20 protein-coding genes are annotated in these 24,922 nt (G+C 71.0%); 7 read left to right on the top strand and 13 right to left on the bottom strand.

What is annotated here, in order from left to right:
- Positions 1-98 precede the first annotated feature (98 nt).
- Positions 99-1,139, top strand: coding sequence for an aldo/keto reductase (locus F0L68_RS02580; RefSeq protein WP_149847767.1), 1,041 nt, complete (start codon positions 99-101; stop codon positions 1,137-1,139).
- Between the two features lie 13 nt (positions 1,140-1,152).
- A complete protein-coding gene (locus F0L68_RS02575; protein ID WP_149847766.1) occupies positions 1,153-1,458 on the top strand; it encodes a putative quinol monooxygenase in 306 nt (101 codons plus the stop codon).
- Positions 1,459-1,672: 214 nt separating this feature from the next.
- Here the strand turns inward: F0L68_RS02575 and F0L68_RS02570 are convergent, their stop codons facing one another.
- The 7 genes from F0L68_RS02570 to F0L68_RS02545 form a co-directional block, all read right to left on the bottom strand.
- On the bottom strand, positions 1,673-4,258 hold the full coding sequence (locus tag F0L68_RS02570; protein ID WP_149847765.1) for an ABC transporter permease: 2,586 nt from the start codon (positions 4,256-4,258) through the stop codon (positions 1,673-1,675).
- The gene (locus tag F0L68_RS02565) at positions 4,252-4,995 is read right to left on the bottom strand and encodes an ABC transporter ATP-binding protein (RefSeq protein ID WP_149847764.1); all 744 of its coding nucleotides are present in this window, start codon (positions 4,993-4,995) and stop codon (positions 4,252-4,254) included. Before F0L68_RS02565 ends, F0L68_RS02570 begins: the two co-directional genes overlap by 7 nt.
- The gene (locus F0L68_RS42110; RefSeq protein WP_188316354.1) at positions 4,992-5,129 is read right to left on the bottom strand and encodes a hypothetical protein; all 138 of its coding nucleotides are present in this window, start codon (positions 5,127-5,129) and stop codon (positions 4,992-4,994) included. Before F0L68_RS42110 ends, F0L68_RS02565 begins: the two co-directional genes overlap by 4 nt.
- A gap of 130 nt (positions 5,130-5,259) precedes the next feature.
- Positions 5,260-5,907 carry a response regulator transcription factor gene (locus F0L68_RS02560; RefSeq protein WP_149847763.1) on the bottom strand — a complete coding sequence of 216 codons (648 nt, stop codon included), beginning with the start codon at positions 5,905-5,907 and terminating at the stop codon, positions 5,260-5,262.
- Positions 5,895-7,157 carry a sensor histidine kinase gene (locus tag F0L68_RS02555; RefSeq protein ID WP_188316353.1) on the bottom strand — a complete coding sequence of 421 codons (1,263 nt, stop codon included), beginning with the start codon at positions 7,155-7,157 and terminating at the stop codon, positions 5,895-5,897. Before F0L68_RS02555 ends, F0L68_RS02560 begins: the two co-directional genes overlap by 13 nt.
- A gap of 163 nt (positions 7,158-7,320) precedes the next feature.
- A complete protein-coding gene (locus F0L68_RS02550) occupies positions 7,321-9,720 on the bottom strand; it encodes an ATP-binding cassette domain-containing protein (RefSeq protein WP_149847761.1) in 2,400 nt (799 codons plus the stop codon).
- Between the two features lie 137 nt (positions 9,721-9,857).
- Entirely contained in the window at positions 9,858-10,214 is a 357-nt protein-coding gene (locus F0L68_RS02545) for a VOC family protein (RefSeq protein ID WP_149847760.1), read from the bottom strand.
- Between the two features lie 268 nt (positions 10,215-10,482).
- Between F0L68_RS02545 and F0L68_RS02540 the strand changes: the two genes are divergently transcribed.
- The 3 genes from F0L68_RS02540 to F0L68_RS02530 all read left to right on the top strand — a co-directional run bounded on the left by F0L68_RS02540 (position 10,483) and on the right by F0L68_RS02530 (position 13,344).
- The gene (locus F0L68_RS02540; RefSeq protein ID WP_223198428.1) at positions 10,483-10,863 is read left to right on the top strand and encodes a gamma-glutamylcyclotransferase family protein; all 381 of its coding nucleotides are present in this window, start codon (positions 10,483-10,485) and stop codon (positions 10,861-10,863) included.
- A 4-nt stretch (positions 10,864-10,867) separates the two neighbouring features.
- The gene (locus tag F0L68_RS02535) at positions 10,868-11,554 is read left to right on the top strand and encodes a dienelactone hydrolase family protein (protein ID WP_188316352.1); all 687 of its coding nucleotides are present in this window, start codon (positions 10,868-10,870) and stop codon (positions 11,552-11,554) included.
- Positions 11,555-11,736: 182 nt separating this feature from the next.
- Positions 11,737-13,344, top strand: a complete 1,608-nt coding sequence (locus F0L68_RS02530; RefSeq protein ID WP_149847757.1) for a trypsin-like serine peptidase — start codon at positions 11,737-11,739, stop codon at positions 13,342-13,344.
- A 100-nt stretch (positions 13,345-13,444) separates the two neighbouring features.
- On the opposite strand, the gene F0L68_RS43250 is transcribed toward F0L68_RS02530, so the two are convergent.
- Positions 13,445-13,930, bottom strand: a complete 486-nt coding sequence (locus tag F0L68_RS43250; RefSeq protein ID WP_223198427.1) for a DUF3761 domain-containing protein — start codon at positions 13,928-13,930, stop codon at positions 13,445-13,447.
- Positions 13,931-14,012: 82 nt separating this feature from the next.
- Positions 14,013-17,405 carry an ATP-binding protein gene (locus tag F0L68_RS02520; protein ID WP_149847756.1) on the bottom strand — a complete coding sequence of 1,131 codons (3,393 nt, stop codon included), beginning with the start codon at positions 17,403-17,405 and terminating at the stop codon, positions 14,013-14,015.
- A 151-nt stretch (positions 17,406-17,556) separates the two neighbouring features.
- Here F0L68_RS02520 and F0L68_RS02515 point away from each other — a divergent pair, with 151 nt between their 5' ends.
- Together F0L68_RS02515 and F0L68_RS02510 are read left to right on the top strand one after the other, a co-directional pair.
- The gene (locus F0L68_RS02515; RefSeq protein WP_149847755.1) at positions 17,557-19,254 is read left to right on the top strand and encodes an SGNH/GDSL hydrolase family protein; all 1,698 of its coding nucleotides are present in this window, start codon (positions 17,557-17,559) and stop codon (positions 19,252-19,254) included.
- A 258-nt stretch (positions 19,255-19,512) separates the two neighbouring features.
- Positions 19,513-20,496 carry a hypothetical protein gene (locus tag F0L68_RS02510; RefSeq protein ID WP_149847754.1) on the top strand — a complete coding sequence of 328 codons (984 nt, stop codon included), beginning with the start codon at positions 19,513-19,515 and terminating at the stop codon, positions 20,494-20,496.
- 4 nt (positions 20,497-20,500) lie between these two features.
- On the opposite strand, the gene F0L68_RS02505 is transcribed toward F0L68_RS02510, so the two are convergent.
- The 4 genes from F0L68_RS02505 to F0L68_RS02490 form a co-directional block, all read right to left on the bottom strand.
- Positions 20,501-21,463: a threo-3-hydroxy-L-aspartate ammonia-lyase gene (locus F0L68_RS02505; RefSeq protein WP_149847753.1), complete on the bottom strand. Its 963-nt coding sequence runs from the start codon at positions 21,461-21,463 to the stop codon at positions 20,501-20,503.
- Positions 21,464-21,542: 79 nt separating this feature from the next.
- Entirely contained in the window at positions 21,543-22,943 is a 1,401-nt protein-coding gene (locus F0L68_RS02500) for a nitrate/nitrite transporter (protein WP_149847752.1), read from the bottom strand.
- 4 nt (positions 22,944-22,947) lie between these two features.
- The gene (locus F0L68_RS02495) at positions 22,948-24,447 is read right to left on the bottom strand and encodes an FAD-dependent oxidoreductase (protein WP_149847751.1); all 1,500 of its coding nucleotides are present in this window, start codon (positions 24,445-24,447) and stop codon (positions 22,948-22,950) included.
- Positions 24,444-24,922 (bottom strand): molybdopterin oxidoreductase family protein (locus F0L68_RS02490; RefSeq protein WP_276313819.1); only part of this gene is annotated, 479 nt, incomplete at its 5' end. The genes F0L68_RS02495 and F0L68_RS02490, both read right to left, overlap by 4 nt.

Here is a 24,922-nt window from a genome sequence, read left to right as displayed (position 1 = left end):
CTAGGCAGAGCCTGGTACTGCCTGGCCTGGCGTGAGTCGCCGAAAGTTGTCTCCACCGGAACGGTTCCGGGTTTCCGATTCACGGGAGCGCATCACTCATGACTGTCACACTTGGCCGCACCGGCATGGAGATCACCCGACTGGGCTTCGGTTCGTGGGCCGTGTCGGGCTCGGGCTGGACCTTCAGTTGGGGCGCCACGGACGACGCCGAGTCGGTCGCCGCGATCCGCCACGCGATCGACGCGGGCGTCAACTGGATCGACACCGCCGCAGTCTACGGCCTCGGCCATTCGGAGGAACTGGTCGGCAAGGCCATCGCCGACCTGCCGCAGGCCGATCGCCCGTACATCTTCACCAAGGTCGGCCTGGTCTGGGATCCGGAGAACCCGTCGGCCGCGCCTCGGCGGATCATGAAGCCCGCCAGCGTGCGCCGCGAGGTCGAGGACTCCCTGCGGCGACTGGGGGTCGACCACATCGACCTGTACCAGGTGCACTACCCCGACACCGGCGAGTCGCTGGAGTACGCCGGCGGCGGCTTCGGCGCCGTCTCGCCCAACGCCACCCCGCTTGAGGAGTACTGGCAGGTGATGGCCGACCTGAAGGCCGAAGGCAAGGTCCGGGCCATCGGATTGTCCAACCACACGCCCGATTTGCTCGAGGCCGCCGAGCGGGTCGCTCATGTCGACGTCATCCAGCCGCCGTTCTCGGCGATCAACCGGTCCTCCGCCGCTGAGATCGCCTGGGCACGCGCACACGAGACCGGCGTCATCGTCTACTCGCCGCTACAGTCCGGCCTGCTCACCGGCGCCTTCTCCGCCGAGCGGGTGGCCGGCCTGCCCGCCGAGGACTGGCGGACCGCCCACCACGACTTCACGACCGGCCTGACCGCCAACCTCGAGCTGGCCAAGGCGCTGCGGCCGATCGCTGAACGCCACGGGCGCACCGTGGCCGAGGTGGCCATCGCCTGGGCGCTCGCCTGGCCCGGCATCACCGGGGCGATCGTGGGCGCCCGCAAGGCCGCCCAGGTGGACGGCTGGATCGGCGCTGGCTCGCTGGAGCTGACCCCTGCCGACATCGAGGAGATCGCCACCGCGATCACGGTCTCGGGCGCGGGCAGCGGCCCCGCCCGCCACGCGTGAAGGGGGCCGGGTCATGACCTTCTTCGTCATCGCCGAGTTCCTCGCCGCACCGGGCCAGCATGATCGGCTCCGCACGGCGCTGGAGGCACTGATCGAGCCAACGCTGGACGAACCCGGCTGCCTCTCGTTTCGGGCCTATGCCGACCCCAACGACCCGGCCAGCATGGTGGTCGTGGAGCGGTGGGAGAACCGGCAGGCCTTCGACGAGCACCTCACCACCCCGCACCTGCGTCACGCGCAGCGGGTCCTGGACCGGATTCTGGCCCGGCCGCTGACGCTGCGGACCTTGGTCGAGGCGTCACCGGAATCCGTTCCGTAGGGCGTTGTCCATGGCGGCAAGGTGGGGTGCGCCTCGGTTGATTCAGTTCGGATGGCGCGATTCTGTTGCTGTCACACGATTCTCACTCGTTGGGGACGCTTGTTTCGCTTGCGGCGTGGTTAGTCTCCAGCTATGTCCAGGGATTCGGTTGAGATGTCGGTGGCTGCCAGCAGGGTCCTGCCTGCCGATGCGGCGCACAGGCTTCAGGTGACGGTCATTCTGGCCGCTCTCGATCTGCACTGTCTGGTGCCGTCGTCGGAGATCGTGAGTGGTTTGATCGAGGCTGGTGTCGAGCATGCCGACGAGGTCGTCGCCAAGCTGGCCGCCGAGCACGCTGGAAGTGTTGGTTCAGCATGAGGCGTCCGGGGATGACCACGAAGGCCATGGCGAGCGCCGACGTCGCGGTGACCACGGTCAGGTAGAACCACAGGGGAACCGTGGGCCACGGCGTCGCGGTGAGTGCGGCGGCGACCGTGGTCATGGGGAGCAGGGCGGACGCGGTGCCGAGGGTGACGGCCGCGATCACGACGGCGATTCCCTCTATGGTCAGGGATCGGGCCAGTTGGTCGCGGTCGGCGCCGATCCTGCGCAGCATGGTGACCATGTCGGCCTTGCTGGTCACCGAGAGCGTGAGGCTGTTGGCCACGGATATCGCGATATAGCCGAACAATGCCAGCAGCGGGATGGTGCTCGCCGCGATGCCGTTGACCATCGCGTTCTGGCCGGCGTCGAAAGCCTCGGGCGCCGCCACCTCCCGGCCGAAGGGCAATCGGTCTGGTCGCTGCGGCAACAGCACCAGGTCGGCGGCATCGCCAGCCGGGCCGGTGGTTGGCCGGTGTGCGGTGAGCGTGGCGTAGTCGAGCAGCACGTCTCCCAGGCCGAGGCCGCGATCGAACACGCCTGCCACAGTCGGGGTCACCGTGGTGCCGTCGGCGAGCACGAACTCGGCCCGACCACCGACCTCGGCACCGAGAGTCGCCGCGGTCATCCCGCCAAGCACCACGCGGTCGGGGCCGAGCAGTGTCGCGGGATCCCAGGTGCCGCCGGGCCGCAGCGCCAGGTCCAGGGTCGGTGTCGCGGCCCCGCGCAACCCGGTCGCGGTGTACTTGAAGACCTCAGGTCCACCAAGGACCGTGGTGACGCCGACCACCTGTTGTCGGGCGACGGGCAGGGCCTTGGATCCGAGGCCGTGGCCGGTCGCGGGCAGGCCGTAGCCCGACCCGACCACGGCGCGGTCCGCGCCAAGCCCCTCGGCGGCCTGTTGCTGGGCCGCACTGGTCAGCGAGGACGGAATCAGCACCTGTACCAACGAGATCCCGATCATCAGCAGGATCGGTGCGACCGTGGCGGCGAGCCTGGCCGACTGGCCGGACATGCCCGCGCCGGCCAGCCAGCGATGCGGCGTCCTGGACGACAGCAGGCGGTTCGACATGAACCGGAACAGCAGGCCCGCCAACGGTCTGGCCACCAACGTGGCGCCGGCCACGAGCAGCAGCCCGCCGCCACCGGCCACGGCCATCCCGACGATGCCGTCGACCAGCAGCGGCAACAGGGAAGCGGCGGCGCCAAGCGCGATGAGCAAACCTCCCGACACCAACAGCCAACGGCGCGGTCGCCGGTCCTCGCTCCCGGCGGCGGCCATCCCGGCCGCTGCCGGGACTGCGGCAGCTCGACCGCCCGCGGCCCACCCGGTCAGCACGGCGATGACCGTGGTGAGGACGACCGCTACCGCTGACGGCACGGGTCCCGACACGAGCCGCAGGTCGGCGGGAAGCAGCCCGACCGCCCGCAACAGCCCGTCGAGCGCGGCGGTCACCAGCCCCGCCGGAAGCAGGCCGAGCACGCCCGCGATGAGCCCGACGACCCCGAGTTCGGCCACCGCGAGGTGGCGGATCTGCCTTGGCGTGGCACCGATCGCGCGGAGCGTGGCGATGTCTCTGCGGCGGCGGGACAGGACGAGCGCGTAGGTGCTGCCGACGACGACCAGGGTCACCAGGACCACGATCGCCACCAGCGACCCGGACAGCGTGCGCAGTTCGCCGCGCGCGTGGGACAGGTCCGCGAACTCGACGCTGCCGCGCTGGTCCGCGGTCTCGACCACCACGTTCGCGTTGGCGAGGGTGCCGCGCAGGGCTTCGGCGGTCGCGTCGGCGTCGAAGTCGTTTCGGTCGGGGATGATTCCGACGGCCGTGATCGACTCGCGTCGGGTCAGCGCCGCAGCCGCGTCGTCGGCGAGGTAGATCGCCTGCTCGCGCGGGCTCGTCCCGTTCGCCAGCGCGACCCTGCCGACCACCGTGGTGTCGCGTGGACCGGTGTCGGTGAGCACCTGCACGACCGTGCCCGGCGCCCAGCCGAACGAGTCGTCCACCGCGATCTGGTCCGCGCCAACGGGTTCGGCGCCCGCGACGAGCCGGATCGGACCCAACCGCGTCGCGGACCAGCCGTGTGCCGTCACCGCGGTCCAGTTCCCCGCCGAGCCGACCGCCACCCTGGCGGACACGTCGGTCGCCACCGGCACACCGGGGACCTGGCGGCGAACCGCGTCAACGACCTCGGGGGACACGGGCCGGGGGCCCGGCAGGTCGACCTCCTTGTCCTTGCCGGACCGGTGCACGACCGCCGAACTGCCGCCGCCGACCACGACGGCCGCCCCGGCGTACCGCTGCGCGGGGGTCTGTTCGGTGACACCGGTGGCCAGCAGCGATCCGGACACCGCGAGCAGGACGCTCGTCGCCACCAGCGCGAGCAGCGTTGCGCCGTTGCCGCCGAGCCGGCGTAGCGCGAGCACGAGGGTCAGCATCGGGGCTTCTCCAGCCGGGACATCCGGCGCAGCACCCCGTCGACGGAGGGGTTCTCGTCCTCGTCCACGATGCGCCCGTCGGCGAGGAACACGACCCGGTCCGCGTGTGCGGCGGCGACCGGGTCGTGGGTCACCATCACGATGGTCTGCCGTTCGCGGTGCACGAGATCCCGCATGAGCGTCAGCACCTGGCGGGCTGCGGCGGTGTCGAGGGCGCCGGTCGGCTCGTCGCCGAACACGATCTCGGGGCCGGTCACCAGCGCCCTGGCGATGGCGACGCGCTGCTGTTGGCCACCGGACAGCTGGGCCGGCCGCCGCCTCAACAGGTCGACGATCCCGACCCTGGCCGCGAGATCGTCGATCACCGCCGGGTTGGCCCTGCGGCCGGCGAGCCTGGCCGGCACCTCGATGTTCTGTGCCGCGGTCAGTCCCGGCAACAGGTTGTAGTGCTGGAACACGAATCCCACGCGATCCCGGCGCAGCATGGCCCGCTGGCTCTCGTCCAGCTCGGAGACGGCGACCTCGCCGATCCGCACGGTCCCGGTGCTGACCCGGTCCAGGCCGGCTGCGCACTGCAACAGCGTGCTCTTGCCCGAACCGGACGGGCCCATCACCGCGACGAAACTTCCTTGTGCCACCTGGAAGTCGATCCCGTCGAGCGCGCGGACCGCCTGGGGACCACGACCGTGCTGTTTGGACACTCCGCTGAGCCGCAGCGCCGTCGAGCCGCCGGTCATACCGTCAGTGCCACGTTGATCACGATCCCGATCACGACCACCGTCAGCAGCACCCACGGCCACACCGGGCGTTCCTTCGGCGGTGTCCAGCCGGATGGGCTGGACGATCCGTTCCTGTCGCTCTGGTCGCTCACCGTCGTCCTCCGTGTCGGTACCGATCCCGTGACCACGAGATCGGTACCGACACTACGAACGGTGACCGCGCGACACAGCGGTGCGCGCACGCCGGTTCATGGTGTAGCGGACGACACCACGAGGCACCGGTCAGTCGCGTTGGCGGAGGTAGGCGAGCACCGCCCGGACCCGTCGGTGCCCCGCGCCGGCCGGCGCGAGATCCAGCTTGGCGAAGACGTTCCCCACGTGCTTGAGCACCGCCCGCTCGGTCACCACGAGCCGTTCGGCGATGTCCGCGTTGTCCAGCCCCTCCGCCATCAACGCGAGCACCTCGCGTTCCCTCGCGGTGAGCGCGGCCATGGGGTCCGGCAGGGTCCTCGTCACGAGCTGGGCCACCACCTCAGCGTCGATCGCCGTGCCGCCCTCGGCCACCCGCCGCACCGACCTGGCGAACCCCGCGACGTCGGCGACCCGGTCCTTCAACAGGTACCCGACCCCGCCGTGGCCGTCGGAGAGCAGTTCGCGGGCGTACTCCTTCTCCACATAGGACGACAGCACCAACACGGGGAGCCCGGGATGCCGCCTGCGTGCCGCGATCGCCGCCCGCAGGCCCTCGTCGCGGTACCCCGGGGGCAGCCGAACATCGGTGATCACCACGTCCGGCCGGTCCACCGCGAGGACCGTGGTGAGCGCCTCGGCGTCCGCGACGGCCGCGACCACGTCGAAGCCGTGGCCGCCCAACACCATGGACACGCCCTCCCGGAACAGCGGCTCGTCCTCGGCGATCACCACCCGCATGGCAACTCCATCCGCACCTCGGTCGGACCGCCGACCGGACTGACGACGGTGAATGTACCGTCGAACGCGCGCATCCTGGTCCGGATGCCCGCGATCCCGGTGCCCGTCGCGCCGTCCCGCAGCACGTCCGTCAACCCGCCGGAACCGTTGTCCACCACGCGAATCACCAGCGTGTCCGGTGACCGCCGCACGATGATCCGGACCAGTGTCGGACGCGCGTGTCGTACCGCGTTGGTCACTGCTTCGCTGGCGCCGAAGTAGGCCGAGGACTCCACCGCCGCCGGCAGGTCACCGACGTCGTCGGCGACCAGTTCGCACGGCACCGCGCAGTCGTCTGCCAGCGACCGCAACGCCCCGACCAGCCCCCGGTCGGACAGGATCGGTGGGTAGATGCTGCGGACCACGGCCCGAAGCTCGACGAGCGCGGCCTGGATCTGGTTCCTCGCGGGTTCGGCGAACTTCCGCACCGGATGCTCTGCTTCCAACGCCTGGTCCAACAGTCCCAAGTAGACACTCACGTTGACCAGCTTGGCCTGAAGCCCGTCGTGCAGATCGCGTTCGATCCTGCGCAACTCCGTGCCGTGCGCCTCGAGCACCTCGGCGCGGGTGCGCGACAGGTAGTCCACCCGTTCCGCCAACGACGCCGACCGCGCCGGAGCCAACACCCGCGCGCCCCACGCCGCGTACAACTCGCCGACCCGGGGGCTGAACAGCAGTATTGCCAGGTACGCCAACCCGATCGCCGGCGTCGCCACCGCACGCGGCCAACTCGTCACGGCCACCCCGGGCAACGGCGTGACCGGATCCCCCGGCGCCAGCAGCCACCACCACAGCGGCGTGGAGATCGCATTCACCGCGCTGAGCGCGAGATAGGCCACGGCCGCCCCGAGGAGGAGTCCCACGGTCGCGGCGACCAGCAGCCAACCGACGTCCCGCCAGGTCGCCGAGTCACCGAGCCGCGTCCGCACGCGGGCCAGCACGGTCGCGTCAGGAGACTCGCGATACCGCTGCGGCACCAACCGATCGAGCACCCGCCCCAGCCGCCGCCGTTCCCACCCGGTGAGCCGCCTGGTCGCGGTGGACACCGCGAGCAGCAGGGGCAGCCCGACGCCAAGCACGCTCAACGCGGCCGCCAACACCCAGGCCACCAACAGAAGCAGAGCGAACAGCCCGACCAGCAGCCCGGCGAGCAACGTGCCGGTCGCTCGACGGGCCAGCCGGACCTGCTGCCGAAACCCCGTGGTGATCACTCCGCCAGTCTGCCTTTCGGGACATCGGCGGACGCGAACACGGTGCCGCCGCCGGAACCGAACGGCGTCGGGTGGGCGAGGGCGGCCAACGCGTGCCGGGCCATGGGGAGGTTGGCCCGGCACGCGTTGGCCGACCGTCACGCGGTGTGCGCCAGCGCCTCGGTCAGCCGCCGACGTACGCCGCGAGGTGTTCGCCGGTGAGGGTGGAGCGGGTGGCGACGAGGTCCGCCGGGGTGCCCTCGAAGACGATCCGGCCGCCGTCGTGACCTGCGCCGGGACCGAGGTCGATGATCCAGTCGGCGTGCGCCATCACCGCCTGGTGGTGCTCGATGACGATGACCGACTTGCCGGCATCGACGAGCCGGTCGAGCAGGGCGAGCAGCTGCTCGACGTCGGCGAGGTGGAGGCCGGTGGTCGGCTCGTCGAGGACGTAGACGCCGCCCTTCTCGGCCATGCGCGTGGCCAGCTTGAGCCGCTGCCGCTCGCCGCCGGACAGCGTGGTGAGCGGCTGGCCGAGGACGAGGTAGCCGAGCCCGACGTCGGCGAGCCTGCCGAGGATGGCGTGCGCGGCCGGCGTGCGCGCCTCTCCTTCGCCGAAGAACTCCTCGGCGTCGGACACCGACATCGCGAGCACCTCGCTGATGTCGCGGCCGCCGAGGTGGTAGTCCAGCACCGCAGCCTGGAACCGCTTCCCCTCGCACTCCTCGCAGATGGTGGCGACGCCGGCCATCATCGCCAGGTCCGTGTAGATGACGCCGGCGCCGTTGCAGTTCGGGCAGGCGCCCTCGGAGTTCGCGCTGAACAGCGCCGGCTTCACGCCGTTGGCCTTCGCGAAGGCCTTGCGGATCGGGTCGAGCAGGCCCGTGTAGGTGGCCGGGTTGCTGCGCCGCGAGCCCTTGATCGCCGCCTGGTCGACCGACACCACCCCGTCCCGGCTCGAAACCGAGCCGCGGATCAGGGAGCTCTTGCCGGAGCCGGCCACGCCGGTCACCACCGTCAGCACGCCGAGCGGGATGTCGACGTCGACGTCCCTGAGGTTGTGGGTGTTGGCGCCGCGCACCTCCAGCGCGCCGGACGGCGTCCGCACCGACGGCTTCAGGCCGGCCCGGTCGTCCAGGTGTCGGCCGGTCAGCGTGCCGCCGGCCCGCAGCCCCTCGACGGTGCCCTCGAACACCACCGTGCCGCCGGCCGATCCCGCGCCGGGACCGAGATCGACGACGTGGTCGGCGATCGCGATCGCCTCCGGCTTGTGCTCGACGACCAGCACGGTGTTGCCCTTGTCCCGCAACTGAAGCAGCAGCTCGTTCATCCGCTGGATGTCGTGCGGGTGCAGCCCGATCGTCGGCTCGTCGAAGACGTAGGTGACGTCGGTGAGCGAGGACCCGAGGTGGCGGATCATCTTGGTGCGCTGCGCCTCGCCGCCCGAGAGCGTGCCGGACGAGCGGTCGAGGCCGAGGTAGCCGAGCCCGATGTTGACGAACGAGTCGAGGGTGTGTTGCAGCGTCGCCAACAACGGCGCGACCGACGGTTCGTCCAGCTCCCGCACCCACTCGGCGAGGTCGCTGATCTGCATCGCGCAGACGTCGGCGATGCTGACCCCGTTGATCTTCGACGATCGGGCCGCGTCGCTGAGCCTGGTGCCCTCGCAGTCAGGGCAGACCGTGAACGTGATCGCCCGCTCGACGAAGGCGCGGATGTGCGGCTGGAGCGCGTCGACGTCCTTGGACAGGAACGACTTCTGGATCTTCGGGATGAGACCTTCGTAGGTCAGGTTGATGTTGTCGACCTTGATCTTGGTCGGTTCCTTGTGCAGCAGGTTGTGCAGTTCGGCCTTGGTGTACTTGCGGATCGGCTTGTCCGGGTCGATGAAGCCGGAGCCGCCGAAGATGCGACCGAACCAGCCGTCGACGCTGTAGCCGGGGATCGTGAGCGCGCCCTCGTTGATCGACTTGCTGTCGTCGTAGAGCTGGGACAGGTCGAAGTCGGTGATCGAGCCCCTGCCCTCGCAGCGCGGACACATGCCGCCGGTGATGCTGAAGGTGCGCCGCTCCTTCACGGTCTTCCCGCCGCGTTCGAGCGTGACCGCGCCGGCCCCGCTGATCGAGGCGACGTTGAAGGAGAACGCCTTGGGCGAGCCGATGTGCGGCCGCCCGAGCCGGCTGAACAGGATGCGCAGCATCGCGTTGGCGTCGGTGGCGGTGCCGACCGTGGAGCGAGTGTCGACACCCATCCGCTGCTGGTCCACGATGATCGCGGTCGTCAGCCCCTCCAGCACGTCGACCTCGGGCCGCGCCAGCGTCGGCATGAAGCCCTGCACGAACGCGCTGTAGGTCTCGTTGATCAGCCGCTGCGACTCCGCGGCGATCGTGCCGAACACCAGAGAACTCTTGCCGGAGCCGGAGACGCCGGTGAACACCGTCAGCCTGCGCTTCGGGATCTCGACGCTGACGTCCTTGAGGTTGTTCACGCGCGCGCCGTGCACGCGGATCAGATCGTGGCTGTCGGCACCGTGCAGCGCAGGCGACTGCGTGTTCTTCGTGTTCTTCCTGGTGGCCGTGCTCATTGTGTCTCCATCTTGTTGGGCTGCCTGCTTGTTGGGCTGACCGCCTTGCGCTGTCTTCGTCGGCGTCGCCTGGCCCGATCTGATCGGTCTCGAGCGGTGAGTCTGGTTCTCGTCGGCGTCGGTCCGTGCGGCGGAGGCTAGCTGTCCTGAAGCAGCCCGAGGACGTTGCCGTCGGGGTCGGTGACGGTGGCCACCAGGCGGCCGCCGCCGACGTCGTGCGCGGGCTCCTTCACGGTGGCGCCCGCGGCGATCACCTCGGCCAGTCTCGCCTCGATGTCCGGCACGTGCCAGTAGGTCACCGGACCGGTCATGCCCTGCGGGCCACCGTTCGGCACCAGCCCGATGTGCTGGCCCGCCGCCTCGAAGCCGACGTAGTAGGACCCCTCGTTCAGCGGCGGCACGCCGAGCAGTGCGGCGTACACCGGCGTGGCCTTCGCCAGGTCGGACACGGGGTGCAGCACGGTCTTGATTCCCTGGGTGGACGAGTCGGTCATGATCACTCCTCGGGTCGTGGGTCCTGGTCATCGCGCGAGACGAAGTCCGCGTGACTGGCGATGTCCGTGGCTGTCACGCTAGCTGCGGCCCGGGGACCTCGCTTCTCGATTCATGACCGGTCTGATTGTCTGGTTCGCGGAGTACGTGCACAGTGTGTGTAGCTATGCATATTGTGTGCTTTGGGGGTATTTTGTGTGCAGAGTGTTCAGGGTTGCGGTGAATTCGGGGCATCCGCTGCCGGAATCGTGCCCTGATAGCGTTTCTGCGGTGACCGAGTTGATCGAGGACGATCCGTCCGGGGCGATACGGCTGTTCTCCTACGGCACCCTGCAACAGCCTGAGGTGCAGCTGTCGAACTTCGGCAGGCTTCTCAACGGCGGCCCCGACGCGCTTCCGGGGTATCGCACGGACTGGGTCACCATCACCGACCCCGACGTCATCGCCGCGAGCGGCTCCGACCGGCACCCCATCGTCGTGTCGACCGGCGACATCGGTGATCTCGTCGCCGGCACGGTTTTCGTGATCACGGCAACGGAACTCGCCGCCGCGGACGACTACGAGGTGGACGACTACCGCCGGGTGCTCGTCCGGCTCGACTCCGGCATCGAGGCCTGGGTCTACCTCGCGGCGGACGATGTCGACGGATAGGTCGATGCCGTCGGGGGATCCTGCCGGCGTCGGGTGTGTCACGTTCCGGCCGGCCGGTCGGGTCGTCGGTGGCGTGGTGGTCTGCCACGAGATCTGGGGCGTCACCGAACCGCTGCTCGTCGCCGCTCGGCGGCTCGCCTCGGCGGGGTTTCTCGTTGCGGTGCCTGACTTCTACGCCGTGAGGGACGGATCGCCGACCGCCGACTACGCGCGGGCGAGCCGGTGGCGCGACGGTCTCGACATCGCCGGCATTCGGCGGGTGCTCGACGACGCGATCGGTTGGCTGCGTGCCGAGGGCGTCCCCGGGGTCGGCGTGCTCGGGTACTCGATGGGCGGGGCGATCGCCCTGTGGGCCGCCGCGACCCTCGACATCGACGCGGCCGTCACCTTCTACGGCGGCGGCCTGGTCGACCCGTACTGGCCCGACATGCCGGCCGGGGTCGTGCTGGCGCGGCGATTGTCCGTGCCGTGGCTCGGCTTCTACGGCGCGAGTGACTCGCTCACCCCGCCCGACGCCCTCCGGCGGCTGCGCGACGCGCTCGATGGCGGGCACGAACGCGGGAAGGTCGTCGTGTTCGACGGCCTCGAACACGGGTTCGCCCTCGACGCCACCGACCCTCGGCACGCGCCGGGCGAGGCCGCCGAGGCGTGGCGGGACGCCCTGGCGTTTCTTGGCGGTTCGCGGGACTGACCTCCCGGTTGCCGGGTGACGCCCGAGGACAGCACTGATCGGACTAATCTCGCGAAAGCGGCAGTCGTGACGGATGTTCGAACTGCTTGCCCTGGTTGGATATTTACCGGAACCAGGGGTGCGGAGGATGAGGCGCTTGTAGGGTCAAATTCCAGTTGATCAATGATTGGAGGACCTTGCCGATGTCTCGAATCACCGCTGCGCGCTGGGGCGCCGCGTTGCTGATGGTGGTGGGCCTGGTCTCGGCGAGCGGCGCGGCCGAGGCCGCGGGAACGCCGACGACCAGCCCGTTCGGCGGCATGCCAGCAGTGGGCGCGCTGACCACCGGCGGCGGCCCGATCTCCGACCACAACTGCTCCGCGAGCATCGTGGACAGCCCGCACGGCAACCTGATCATGGGTGCCGCGCACTGCATGGCCGGCAAGTCCGGCATGACCTTCGCGCCCGGCTATCACGACGGCGTCGCGCCATACGGGGTGTGGAAGACGATCGGCACGTCGTTCGTGCCGGACGGCTGGCCGGGCGGCGACCCCAGTGGCGGCGGTTCGCCCTACGACGTCGCGTTCGCCATGGTCGAGTCGCACGCCGGCCAGAGCGTGCAGCAGACCGCGGGTTCCGCGCTGCACCTGCGGGTCAACACGACGCTGCCGCAGCCGGTGACCGTGGTCGGCTATCCCGGCGCCACGCACACGGACTACCAGAAGAAGCCGTACAAGTGTGACGCCACCGCGAGCGCCTACAAGCAGTCGTGGATCACCCTCCAGTGCCTCAAGATCCCGGGCGGCTTCAGCGGCGGCCCCTGGATCGTGCGCGGCACCATGGACGTCATCGGCGTGATCGGCGGCTACGGGCAGAGCCTGCCCGACAGCGACCCGAACAACTACAGCATCAACTTCGGCAACGGCGTGCAGGTCGCGTACGACAGGGCGGTCGCGGCCACCAACGGCCCGCCGCCGCCGTACTCGATGGGCACCGGCGCGACCTGGAAGCACGCGGACCTGATCACCTCGGGCTACTACACCGGCGGCTCCGCGGGCGGCAGCCGGCACATGGACATGATCGTCCGGTGGAGCGACGGCGAGGTCACCCTCTACCGGGGTTCCACCAGCAACGACGGCCGGCACCCCTTCGAGTCCGAGATGCAGCTGTCCGCGCCGGGCGGCCTGTGGACGCACGCGATCCTGATGACCGGCGGCCACTTCGCCGACGGCGGCGACGGACTCGTGGTGCGGTGGTCCGACGGTGAACTGACCCTCTACAAGCACGTCGACCAGAACGGCTTCCACGACGAGGTCCAGCTGGCCGCGCCGAACGACCTCTGGAAGAACCACTCGAAGCTGCTCACCGCGGGCAAGTACACCTCGAGCACGCAGCGCGGCGACCTGGTCGTCGTGTGGAGCGACGGCGAGGTGTCGTTGTACGGCAACATCGGGGCGAACGGCCTCGGCGCGGAGACCCAGCTCGCCGCGCCGAATGACCGGTGGAAGGGCGCGGTGCAGCTCACGGCTGGTGAGTTCACCGGCAACAACACCGCGGATCTCGCGGTGCGGTGGGGCAACGGGACGTTCTCGGTGTTCCCCGACGTGAACACCGCCGGGTTCAATGGCGAGTACTCGGTGGCCGCGCCGAACACGTCCTGGAACAACGCCACGGTCGTGGCGGCCGGCGCGTTCGCCAGCAACGGCAGGCCGAACGACATCCTCATCCGCTGGGTCGACGGCGAGGTCAGCCTCTACCCGAGCGTCGACTGGAGTGGCCTGCACCAGGAGATTCAGCTCGTCGCACCCTGATGACCGGGGCGCGGTGTCGGGGCGGGGCAACGAGTTCGCCCCGCCCCGACACCGGTTCCGGTCTCGTCAGGACTATCAGGACTTACCGGGACTGTTGGGACTACAGCCACTGCGCGACGCCGCCGTGTCCCGAGCAGGTGCCGGAACGGTGCTGGCTGAAGCTGTACTCGCCGTCCCTGCACCTGGCGGTCGCGCCGGCAGGCGGGCCGGGTGCCTGCACCGGACGGGGCACGCAGTTTCCGCTGCTGTTGCGGTATTCGTTCGCCGCGCACTCGCCGACGCCGACGTTGGTCGTCGGAGCGGGCGGGGCGGCGTGCGTCGTCGGCGGTGGGTTGGCCGCCGCGGTCGGTGCCTGGGTGGTCGGCGGGGGAGCGGCGGTGGTGGTGGTCGCGCTCTGTTGCGGCGTGGACGCCGGCGAGATCGGAGTGGTCGTCGACGTCGACGTGGTGACGGCCGCGCCGTTGACCGCGCTCGGTGTCGGTGTCGACGCGGGAGTGCCGTCGTTGCAGCCCGAAAGTGCCAGGCAGGCAAGGAGAAAAGCGCCACATAAGCGACGAAGGTTGCTGGCGGTCGATGGCGTGCGCATGTTGCTGCCTCCATGCCGGCTGGGGCCCGACCCTCTGCTGATCGCGGCATGGCGCAGCTACGTTACGCGACCAAAAACCCGTCTAAGCGCCCAGCGGCTCCGCGGTCAGTTCGGCCAACCTCGCCACGGATCGCTCCTGCCAGCGAACGCAGCCTAGTTCGTCGTTGTGCCGCACCGACCGCCGCAGCAGCCTGGTGGCCAGCGCGGTGTCGCCCGCCGTCGCGGCGAGTTCGCCGAGCACGTGGTCGATGGAACCCCAGCAGATCGTCCCCGACCCGCAGGTGACCGTCCGGCCCGAGTAGGGCAGCAGCCGCGCGAGCGCCCACCGACTCGACGCGACGTCCCCGCACAGCGCCCACGTGTAGGCGCGGACCACCATCTGAAGCAGCCACAGCCAGTCGTGCGGCGGTTCCGGCGCCCGCGCGGCGGGCGGGCAGTGCCGGCGCGCCTCCGCCAGCCTGCCCTGTAGCGCCAGCGCCAGCCCGAGGTGTTCGTTCGTGATCGGGTCGCCGGAACCCTCGTGCGCCACCAGCGCCTCCGCGACCTCCGCATAGCGACCCTGGTCCAACCGCCAGGACACCAGCTGCGCGGTCAACGCGGGGCCCGCGCCCCACACCGTGTGCCGATGCAGCTCGTATGCCTGCCGCGACAGGCTTTCCGCCTCCTCGGCACGCCCGGCGAGACCGGCCCGCAGCGCCGCCCACCAGCGCAGGTGCACCTCGACCTCGGGCAGCCTGACCCGCCGGTTCGCCTCGGCGCACGCGTCGATGTCGGCCTGCGCCGAGGTCATGTCGCCGGCCTCCATGGTGACCAGCGCGCGGCGCAGCAACACCGAGGGGACCCAGTCGCCGCCGACTCCTGGCCCGGTCGCCAGCGCCACCAGTTCCGTGGCGATCCGCTGCCGCCTGGCGAGCGTGTCCGGATGGCGAATCGCGTTGGCGTGCAAGTGAAGCGCGCGCAGCAGGAGGTCGTCGTCGCCGAGCCGCCGCGCCATGTCGACGGCCTTGGCCGCGTGACCGGACTGCTCGCGAAGGTCGGGGCGCACATCGAAGTAGCGTTCGACCGCGAGGGCCGCCATGGACAGGCACCGCAGCCTGGAGTCGTTGGGCGGCAACAGCCTCAGCGCGTCGCGCAGCGCCGCGACGACCGTCGGGTCGCAGGACCGGTACTCCCTGGTGGATCCGAACGACTCGGCGCTGTGCGTGGTCGCGGCCACCGCGAGGGCCGTCGGGTCGTCCAGGTCCCTGGCCAGGCCGATCGCGCGGTGCAGCGCGCTCTTCGCCTCCCGCTGCATCGCGCCCCGGCAGCACACCCGGCCCAGCCACACCAGCAGCTCGAACAGCCGTCGCGTGCCGACGGGGTCGCGGGGGACGGCGTGCCGGTCGATCACCGCGACGGCCGAGGCGAGCAGGCCGGCCGCGTGTTGGTAGGCGTGCACGAGTTCGGCCCGTTCGACCGCCGCTGTCGCGGCCGCGATCGCCTCCTCGGCGTGCCCGACGGGCGCGGCGGCCAGCCAGTGGAACGCGACCGCGTCGAGCAGTTCCCCGGACTCGCGGGCGGCGTGCGGCACGCGGCGCGCCAGCGCAGCGGCGACCCGCGCGTGCAGGCGGGCCAGCCGCAGCCCCGGCATCGACTGCCGCAGCGTGTCGCGCACCAGGGCGTGGCTGAACCGGTAGCGGCCGACCGAGGCGACCTCGACGACCAGCCCCCAGGACACGCAGGTGTCGAGGATTTCCAGCAGCGCCTCGGGATCCAGGTCGCCGGCCTCCGCCAGCACCGCGAAGTCGAACTCCTCGCCGAGCACGGCCGCGGTCGCCAGCAGCCGCTCGGCGCCCTGCGGCAGGCGCCGCAGCCGGTGCCGGATCAAGTCGTTGGTGCCCTGTGGCAGCGCGTCTGCCAGGGACTCGAGGTCCTCGGTCGGTAACAGGCGCGCCAGCTCGACCACGTGAAACGGGTTGCCGCCGCAGCGTTGGTGGATAACCCGCGCGGCCCTCGGATCGACGTCGGCGCCGAAACGCTGCCGCAGCACCAGTTCCACGTCCCGTTCGGTGAGCCGGCGCAGCGGCCACCTGCTCGTCGACGGACCGGTGCACGCGGCGACCAGCTCGGCGGCGGGGCCGGTCAGGTCCGCGCCGTCCCGGCACGTGACCAGCACCAGCAGCGGCAGCTCGGGCAGCACCGTGGTCAACACCCGCAACACGTGCAGCGAGTCCTGGTCGGCCCAGTGCAGGTCGTCCAGCACGACCAGCAGGGGGCGGCGGCGGGCCGCCTCGGCCAGCACCTCGACGACCGCCGCGTGCAGCCGGGACCTCGCGCCAGCGGCGTGTTCGCGCCCGTCCGCCCTGGCCGGCTGGCCCGTGCCGAGCAGGACGGCCGCACCGGACCGCTCGGACTGCTCGGCAAGCGGCGCGCCGCCGGTCTCGATCACCTTGCGCAGCACCGAGATCCACGGCCACAGGGCCGGTGTGCCCTCGTCGTCGGGGCAGCGTCCGACGGCGACGGCAAAGCCGAGCGCGTCGGCCTGCCGGGTCGCCGCCTCGGCGACCCGGGTCTTGCCGATGCCCGGTTCTCCGGTCACCAGCAGCAGGCCGCCCCTGCCGTCCGCCGCGCGCGCCAACGCCTCGGCGATCCCCTCGGTCACCTCGGCACGCCCGGCCAGGCCGTCGGTCGTCACAATCGACGGCCGTTGGCGCTGCGCGCCGTGCAGTTCCGGATCCTGGTTCAGGATCGAGTGCGCCAGCCGGTCGAGCCGGGGACCCGGGGCGACGCCGATTTCCTCGTCGAAGACGCGGCGGGCCTCGCGCAGCGCGGCCAACGCTTCAGCCTGCCGGCCGCCCCGGTACAGCGCGAGGGCGAGCAGCTCCCAGCGTCGCTCGCGCAGGGGATCGCCGGCGACCAACAGCCGCAGCCCGGCCGCGGCCGCCTCGACCCGGCCGGCGGACAGCTCGGCCTCGGCCCGTTCCTCCTGTGCCGCAAGGCGAATCTCCTCGAGCCGAGCGGCCTCCGGGGCGGCGAACGGCTCGCCGGCGAACTCGGCGTAGGCCGCCCCACGCCACAGGCCGAGCGCGCGGTCCAGGTCGCCGAGCGCGTCGACGGCGCGGCCGTCGGCCAGCGCGGTCCTGCCCGACTCGACGAGCGCGCCGAACCGCGCCGCGTCCAGTTGGTTCGGTCGCAGGCAAAGGCGGTATCCGGCCGGCGAGCTGACCAGGATCGTGCCGGGCGCGCGGGCGGGACGGTCAGGTTCCAACGCGCGCCGCAGGTTCGCTACGTAGGCGCGCAGCGTGCCGACCGCCGTGGCAGGCGGACGCTCGCCCCACACGTCCGCGACGAGCCGGTGCACCGAGACCGAGGCGCCCGCCCCGATCAGCAGCGCGGCCAGCACCGCGCGCTGCTTCGCGCCGCCGAGATCGAGCACGTCGTCGTCGATCCGCACCTCGATCGGCCCAAGCACCGCCCACGACATGGACCCAGCCATGCGACCTGTCCCCCCGAGGGTCTTCCTATTCGACCCCAATCCGCCCGCAATCCCCGCTCCAGATCATTGTCCGGACGGGCGTCGGCGCACGCCACCCACAGGGACCACAAGGCACGTCGACGCGACCCGATCGGTCACAGGAGACGCGGAAATGCAGCACGAGCACAGACGGAGACGACGAGCGCCGAGCCTGCTGGCCGCGGCGCTGGCCATCGGCGCGACGCTGACCCTGGCGCAGCCGGCACTGGCCACACCGGCGCCGACCCAGTGCACCGTCGACAGGAAGTGCCCAACGGCCCCCGCCGGCAGGGACGACCCGCCGCCCACACAGCCGCCGAGGCCGCAACCGTTGCCACCACCGGTGATCCCGAGCGACCAGGACACGCTCAGCACCCTGGTGAACGCGGGGGTGCCACAGACGCAGCCGACCTGGCCCGGTGTCGGTCCCGCGCTCGGTACCGGTGTCGCCCAACCGACACCGGGCCAGCGCGTCGTCCGGATCGTCATCATCGGCGACTCCTACATGTCCGGCGAGGGCGCTGGCGCCTACTACAACGCGCACGGCGTGCTGCCACCGCCGCCGTCGTACCAGGTTGGTCCCGGCGGAGCCCTGATGATGGTGCCGGCGCCCGGTTACCAGCTGAGCGACTACGACGAGGACTGGCGGCACCGCTCGGCGAACTCCGCCGCGCTGCTCGCCATCGCGGAGCTGCGCAGGCAGAACCCCGACGTCGTGTTCGACGTGCGGTTCGAGGCGTCGTCCGGTGCGGAGACGAAGAACTACTGGGTGCCGCAGAACGACGCGGGGCGAGTCAACCCGGCGCAGGGCGACGTCCTGCTGCCCGACCGTGCCGACCACCACGCCGATCTGGTGATTGTCGGCCTTGGCGGCAACGACATCGGCTTCGCCGACCGGCTCAAGCTCGCCGTGAAGCTGAGCGACACGAGGCCGTTGCGCGCTCTCGACCAGCAGTACGCGCCGATGCTGGCGCCGAGGTCGGACGACACGGAGTGGTTGGACGCCATCAACACCGGGCCCGGCGTGCCGAGCACGTTGGTGTCCCGCTACATCCAGATCGTTCGGGATATCCACCGGTTCTCCGGGGACGGCACGCGGGTCATGATGGTCAGCTACCCGTCGGGCCTCGTGTCTGGCAAGGTGCCGACCGGCATCACCGGGACCTTCATCAACTCCAGCGAGGTCGACCTGCTCGCGCCGCTCGCCGGGCAGCTCGCCGGATCGATGCGACGGGCGCAGCAGATCATGCAGGCGCACGGTATCCAGTCCGACCTGCTCGACATCCAGGGCGCCTACCAGGGGCACGAACTCGGCACCCCGGACCCGTACGTGAACGGGTTGACACTGCGGTTCGGCGCGCCGAACCTGTCCAACGCCTTGCAGGAGTCCTTCCACTCCAACGCCTCCGGCACCGCGCTGCTGTCCAGGTACTACGCCGAGACCATCGCGACGTCGCTGAAGCTCGTATACAAGCCGCCGACCCCGCCCCAGCCCACCCCGGGTGGCGGTGGGGGCGGCGGCGCGAGCCCGAACGAGCCGCCGCCGACCTGGTACTCCGACCCGTCGAACCCACCGGCCACCGGAAACCCGGGCACCGGCAGTCCCGGCACCGGCACGCCGATCACCGGCTACCCCGACCTGGACCCGATTCCCGGAACGCAGCCGAGCGACCCAGCCGCGCCGGGGACCGGGTTGGAGAACCCGCCGCCGACCATTCCCATCCCCGACCCGGGCGAGGGACAGCCGCACCACACCGGTCCTGCCTGCACGCCGAACGAAGATCCCACGCTGCCCCCGCCGAGGCTGCACGGGGGGAAGTGCCTCGGCTGAGGGCTGACGCTGAGGGCCGGAACTGAGGATCGACCAGAGCAGGCGGCGGGTGTCTCCCCAGGGCGCCCGCCGCCACTGTGGTCGCAGTGCGAGCGCAAGGCCGCTGACAACCTCCGCAGGGCTTGATGTCCCGTCCGGCTGGAGTTGTCGGTACTTCGGCGGCGCGTTGCCCGGCCATGCGGGCGGGGCTGGGCGTGGCTGGGAATTGAGCAGTTGCACGGATGCTGGGCCCGGAGGGCAAGCGCGAGGATTCCCGCTGTGGACAAGCGACCGGCCGGTTCGGCCGAACAGGCCCGGCCCGCGCGTGGGCTGGCGGGGCATTGCGCTCGGGCCGCGGCTGTCGGCGGTGTGCTCGGCCTGGCGGTGACCGTGTTCGCCAGCACCATCCCCGGCAACGAGGAGCTGGGGGCGCTGGGCGAGGTAGCGGTCGCTGTGCTGGCAGCCTGGGCACTGTCCTGGCCGCTGCTGCTGGTGGCGCGGGTGAGGCAGCCCTGGCTGACAGCCCTGCTGGCCCCAGTGGCGCTGGTGGCACTGGCGCAGGGGATGTCCATGCTCGCCCCCTATACCTCAGTCCTTGACCAGTGGCAGCAGGCGGCCACGGTGATCGCGGTGACCGTGGTGGCGGCCGGCGGCTACGCGGCGGCCGCGTTCGTCGGCGGGCCCGGCGCCCGGCCGCGCTGGCGGATCATCGTGGCGGTGGGGGTGGTGGCGCTGATCCCGGCGCAGATGGTGGTGGGCCCGATGCAGCAGACCGCCCGCGAGGCCGACCAGGCCACCCGCGAGGCCGCACGGCAAGCCGCCCAACTGGCGGCCTTCCAGTATCCGCTGTTCGCCCCGGACCTGCCCGATTACACGATCATCGAGTACAACGCCGACAGCGGGTCTTCCTTCGCCTTCTGGCTTCGGCCCAAGTCGGCGCGCCAGCAGGCCGACGAGTCGCTGAACATCGGGGTGTTCCAGACGCCCGCGCCCGCGCGGTTCAACCCCCCGGCCGACTGCGCGACCCCAGACTTGAGCAACGGCGGGGCCGCCTTGCCGTGCGTCACGGTCGCCCCCGACGTCTGGCGGGTCGACAAACCCCCCAACGGGCGGGCGCCGCTCTACCTCGTCCGCAGAGGCGACCGGCTCATCCAGATCAGCACGGGGTCAGCGGCAATCCCGGAACGCGACCTGGCCAGGGCGGCCACTACCCTGCGCCAGCAGCCGCCAAGCTACTTCCGGGCTGACCCGAGTCCCCGCTGACACCTCAGCGTTCCTGGCGTGTGACCAGTTCGGCGAACCGCTCGACGCTGATGTTGCCGCCGGACAGGATGACGCCGACGCGTTGCCCAGGCAGGCGAACGCGGCCGGTCAGCAACGCGGCGACGCCGATCGCACCGCTCGGCTCGACCACGAGCTTCAGCCGCTCGAACAGGAACGCCATCGCGGCGATGATGTCCTCGTCCGCCACCACCGGAATCTCGTTCACCAGGCGGCGGTTGACCTCGAAGGTCAGCTCGCCGGGTGTGTCGACGGCGAGCCCGTCCGCCACCGTGTGCGGCACGTCGACGCTCACTCGGTGTCCGGCCGCGAGCGACCGCGCGGTGTCGTCGCCGGACTCCGGCTCCACCCCGACGATGCGGATGCCGGGGCTCAGCGCGGTCGCCGCGACGGAGCTGCCCGCGATGAGGCCGCCGCCGCTGATCGGCACCACCAGCGCGTCGAGCGGCCCGGTCTCCTCGATGAGTTCCAGCGCCGCGGTGCCCTGGCCCGCCATCACGTGCGGGTGCTCGAAGGGCGGGATGAGCGCGAGACTCCGTTCCTCGGCAAGGGATTCGCCGATGGCGACGCGGTCGCCGGTGTAGCGGTCGTAGGTGACGACCTCGGCGCCGTACTCCTTGGTGGCGGCGATCTTCGACGCGGGGGCGTCCTCCGGCATGACGATCACCGAAGTGGTGCCGAGCAGCGCGGCGGCGTGCGCAACCGCTTGCGCGTGGTTGCCGGAGGAATAGGCGACGACCCCGCGCGCCAACTGCTCCTGCGGGAGCTGCGAGATGGCGTTGTAGGCGCCGCGGAACTTGAACGCGCCGACGCGTTGGAAGTTCTCGCACTTGAGGAAGACCTGCGCGCCGACCCGTTCGTCGAGGGTCCGCGAGGTGACTACCGGGGTGCGGTGCGCAACGCCGGCCAACCTGTCGGCTGCGGCCCGAACGTCGTCGATCGTGATCACGGCTCTCCCTGGGTTCGTGTGGTGGTCCCAATAGTGCCGTGGCCGAGATCGGCGTTATGGGACCACCACGCGATGTGTTCTAGATGTCGGCCGTGGCCGGCGCGGACACCGGGGTCGTGGCGAAGCCTGGCCGCAGGTAGACGACCCAGGTGACGACGAAGCAGACGGCGTAGAAGGCGAGGAAGCCGGCGAATGCGGGGACGCCGCTGTGCGCGTTGGCGAAGGAGGCGCGGAACGTGAGGTTGATGAACAGCCCGCCGAGCGCGCCGACGGCCCCAGCGATGCCGATCAGGGCGCCGGAAAGGCGTCGGGCGCGGGCGTACGCGGTGTCCTCAGGCTCGCCCTCGGCGATGGCGACGCGGGCCTTGGCGCGGAAGATCGCGGGGATCATCTTGTAGGTGGAGCCGTTGCCTATGCCGGAGAACACGAACAGGGCGATGAAGGCCGTGACGAACATCGGCAGGGACTTGAGGTTGGAGGCGATGATGGTCGCGATCGTGCCGAGGGCCATCAGCGCGAAGGTGGCGAAGGTGACCTTCGCGCCGCCGATCCGGTCGGAGAGCCTGCCGCCCAGCGGTCGGCTCAGCGAGCCGAGCAGCGGTCCGAGGAAGGTGAGGGCGGCGGCCTGCAAGGGGGTGCGGCCGAACTGGTTCTGGAGCACGAGCCCGAACGCGAAGCCGTAGCCGATGAATGACCCGAACGTGCCGACGTACAGGAACGACATCACCCAGGTCTGGGCGTCCTTGACGACCTCGCGCATGGCCCTGGTGTCGCCACGGACGGGGGCGAGGTTGTCCATGAACAGCGCGGCGCCGAGCGTGGCCAGCACGATCAGCGGCAGGTAGATCCACAGGACCACGCGGGGTTCGGTGGCGCCGGCGGTGCCGAGTACCAGCAGTCCGACCAGTTGTACGACGGCCACGCCGAGGTTGCCGCCGCCCGCGTTGAGGCCCAGCGCCCAGCCCTTGCGGTGTTCGGGGTAGAAGGAGTTGATGTTGGTCATGGAGGACGCGAAGTTCCCGCCGCCGACGCCGGCCACCGCCGCGACGACGAGGAAGGTGTTCAGCGAGGTGCCGGGGTGCATGACGAGCGCGGCGAGCGCGGTGGGCACTAGGAGCAGTGCGGCGCTGATGATGGTCCAGTTGCGGCCGCCGAACCTGGTCACCGCGAGGGTGTAGGGCAGGCGGGCGAGCGCGCCGAACAGCGTCGGGGTGGACACCAGCAGGAACTTGTCCGCTGCGGACAGGCCGTACTTGGGGCCCATGAACAACACCATCACCGACCACAGGCTCCAGATCGAGAACCCGATGTGCTCGGCCAGAATCGAGAAGACCAGGTTCCTGGTGGCGATGCGTCGACCCGTGCCGGCCCAGAACTCCGGGTTCTCCGGCTCCCAGCGCTGGATCCAGCGCCGACCACCGCGTGCCTGCCCGCCCTCGGACACCGCCGTGTCGTCGGGTTGACGGGAACTGTCGCTCATCTGATCAACTCCTGGGTGTCGTGCTGAACGCGGCGGGTTTCGACGCGATCGGTTCCGTCGCGGTGTCCTGGTCGGCGAGCCACTCGGCCAGGTCGCAGACGACCTCGTGGCAGCTGCCGCAACCCGTGGTCGCCCTGGTGTCGCTGACCAGCTCAGGCACGCTCTGCGCGCCTGTCTGCCAGGCGTCCACCAGTTGGCGCTTGCTGACGGTGTTGCAGCGGCACACGACGGCCGAGGCCGGCAGTTCGGCCGGTGTGCTCGACGGCGTGCCCGAGGGCATCGCCCTGCCGAGCAACAGGGCCAGCCGGTCGGTCGGGGCGGGGATGCCACGGTCGTAGAGCTGGGTGATGGTCGCGGCCGCGTCGGGCGCGCCGAGCAGGATCGCGCCGACCACCCGGTCGTCCCGCAGCACGAGCTTGGCGTAGTGCCCTCGTGTCGGGTCCTCCAGCCGCAGCACCTCGGCGCCGGGGCTGTCCAGCTCGGCGTGCACCTCGCCGAGCGCGGCCAGCTCGATATCGCGGATCTTCAGCTTGGTGACAGCTGGCGTGCCGAGGTAGCGGGAGCCGAGGTCGGCCCCGGTGAGCAGGTCGGCGAGCACGGCGGCCTGCTCCCAGGCGGGCTGGACGAGGCCGGCGGTCGTGCCGGTGTGCTGGGCGCAGTCGCCGATCGCGTGGATGCGCGGATCGTTGGTGCGCAACGAGTCGTCGACGAGGATGCCGTGGTCGACGCGCAGCCCGGCGACCGTGGCCAGCCCGGTGTCGGCGCGGACCCCGGCCGAGACGACGACCAGGTCGGCCGGCACGCGGCTGCCGTCGTCGAGCACCAGCCCGTCGCCTGCGCGGTAGCCGGTGGCCAGGACGCCGAGCCGGAACTCGATGCCGTGTGCGGCAAGGGATGCGGCCAGCACTCGGCCGGCGCCGGGGTCGAGCTGGCGCTCCATCAGGTGGCCGGCCGGGTGCACGACCGTGACCCGGCAACCACGACCGGCCAGGCCCCTGGCCGTCTCGAGGCCGAGCAGGCCGCCACCGAGGATCGCCGCAGGCGCACCAGGGCGAGCGAGCGCGAGGATCTGCCGGCAGTCGTCCAGGCTCCGGAACGCCACGACGCCGCGAGCGAGATCGCCGTTCCCGTCGGTCAGTCCCTCGATCGGCGGCAGCCACGCTTCCGCGCCGGTGGCCAGCACCAGCACGTCATAGTCCACAGTGGACCTGTCGGACAGCAGGGCCTTGCGCGTCTCGCGGTCGATGCCGACCACGGTGACGCCGAGGCTCAGGTCGACCCGGTTCCGGTCGGCCCAGCCGGGGCCGTGCAGCCGCACCGCGTCGGCGGTGAGGCTGCCTGCGACCATGCTGGACAGCAGCACCCGGTTGTACGCAGCATGCGGCTCCGCACCCACCACCGTCAACGCCACCCGCGCGCCATCAGGGTCGCGGCGACGAACCTCGTCGGCCAGCCGCGCACCGGCCATGCCATACCCGACGACCACCACCCGCCTCGGCGTCACGACGTCCTCCCCGCGCTCGGCTCACCCGACTGATCTGGCTCGACCCGCACCGCGCACACCTTGAACTCCGGCATCCGACTCGTCGGATCCAACGCCGGATTGGTCAACAGATTCGCCCGCCCCTCACCAGGAAAGTGAAACGGCACGAACACCACATCCAGCCGCATCGAACCAACACACCGCACCCGCGCCCGCACCCGCCCACGCCGCGACACCACCCACGCCAACCCACCATCGACCAGACTGGCCCGCGCCGCAGTGTCCGGATGAATCTCCACATACGCCTCCGGAGCCGCCGCCATCAGTTCACCGACCAACCGCGTCTGCGCACCCGACTGGTAGTGCGCCAATACCCGACCCGTCGTGGCATACAACGGAAACTCTGCGTCCGGAGACTCGACCGGGCCCCGGTGATCCACCGCGACCAACCGCGCCAACCCATCCGAATGCGCGAACCCATCCACAAACACCCGAG

The organism is Solihabitans fulvus, assembly GCF_008386585.1.
In the GTDB taxonomy this organism is placed as follows: Bacteria; Actinomycetota; Actinomycetes; order Mycobacteriales; family Pseudonocardiaceae; genus Solihabitans; species Solihabitans fulvus.
Note: the sequence above shows the minus strand (reverse complement) of the source record. Positions and strands in the feature narration are given on the sequence as shown.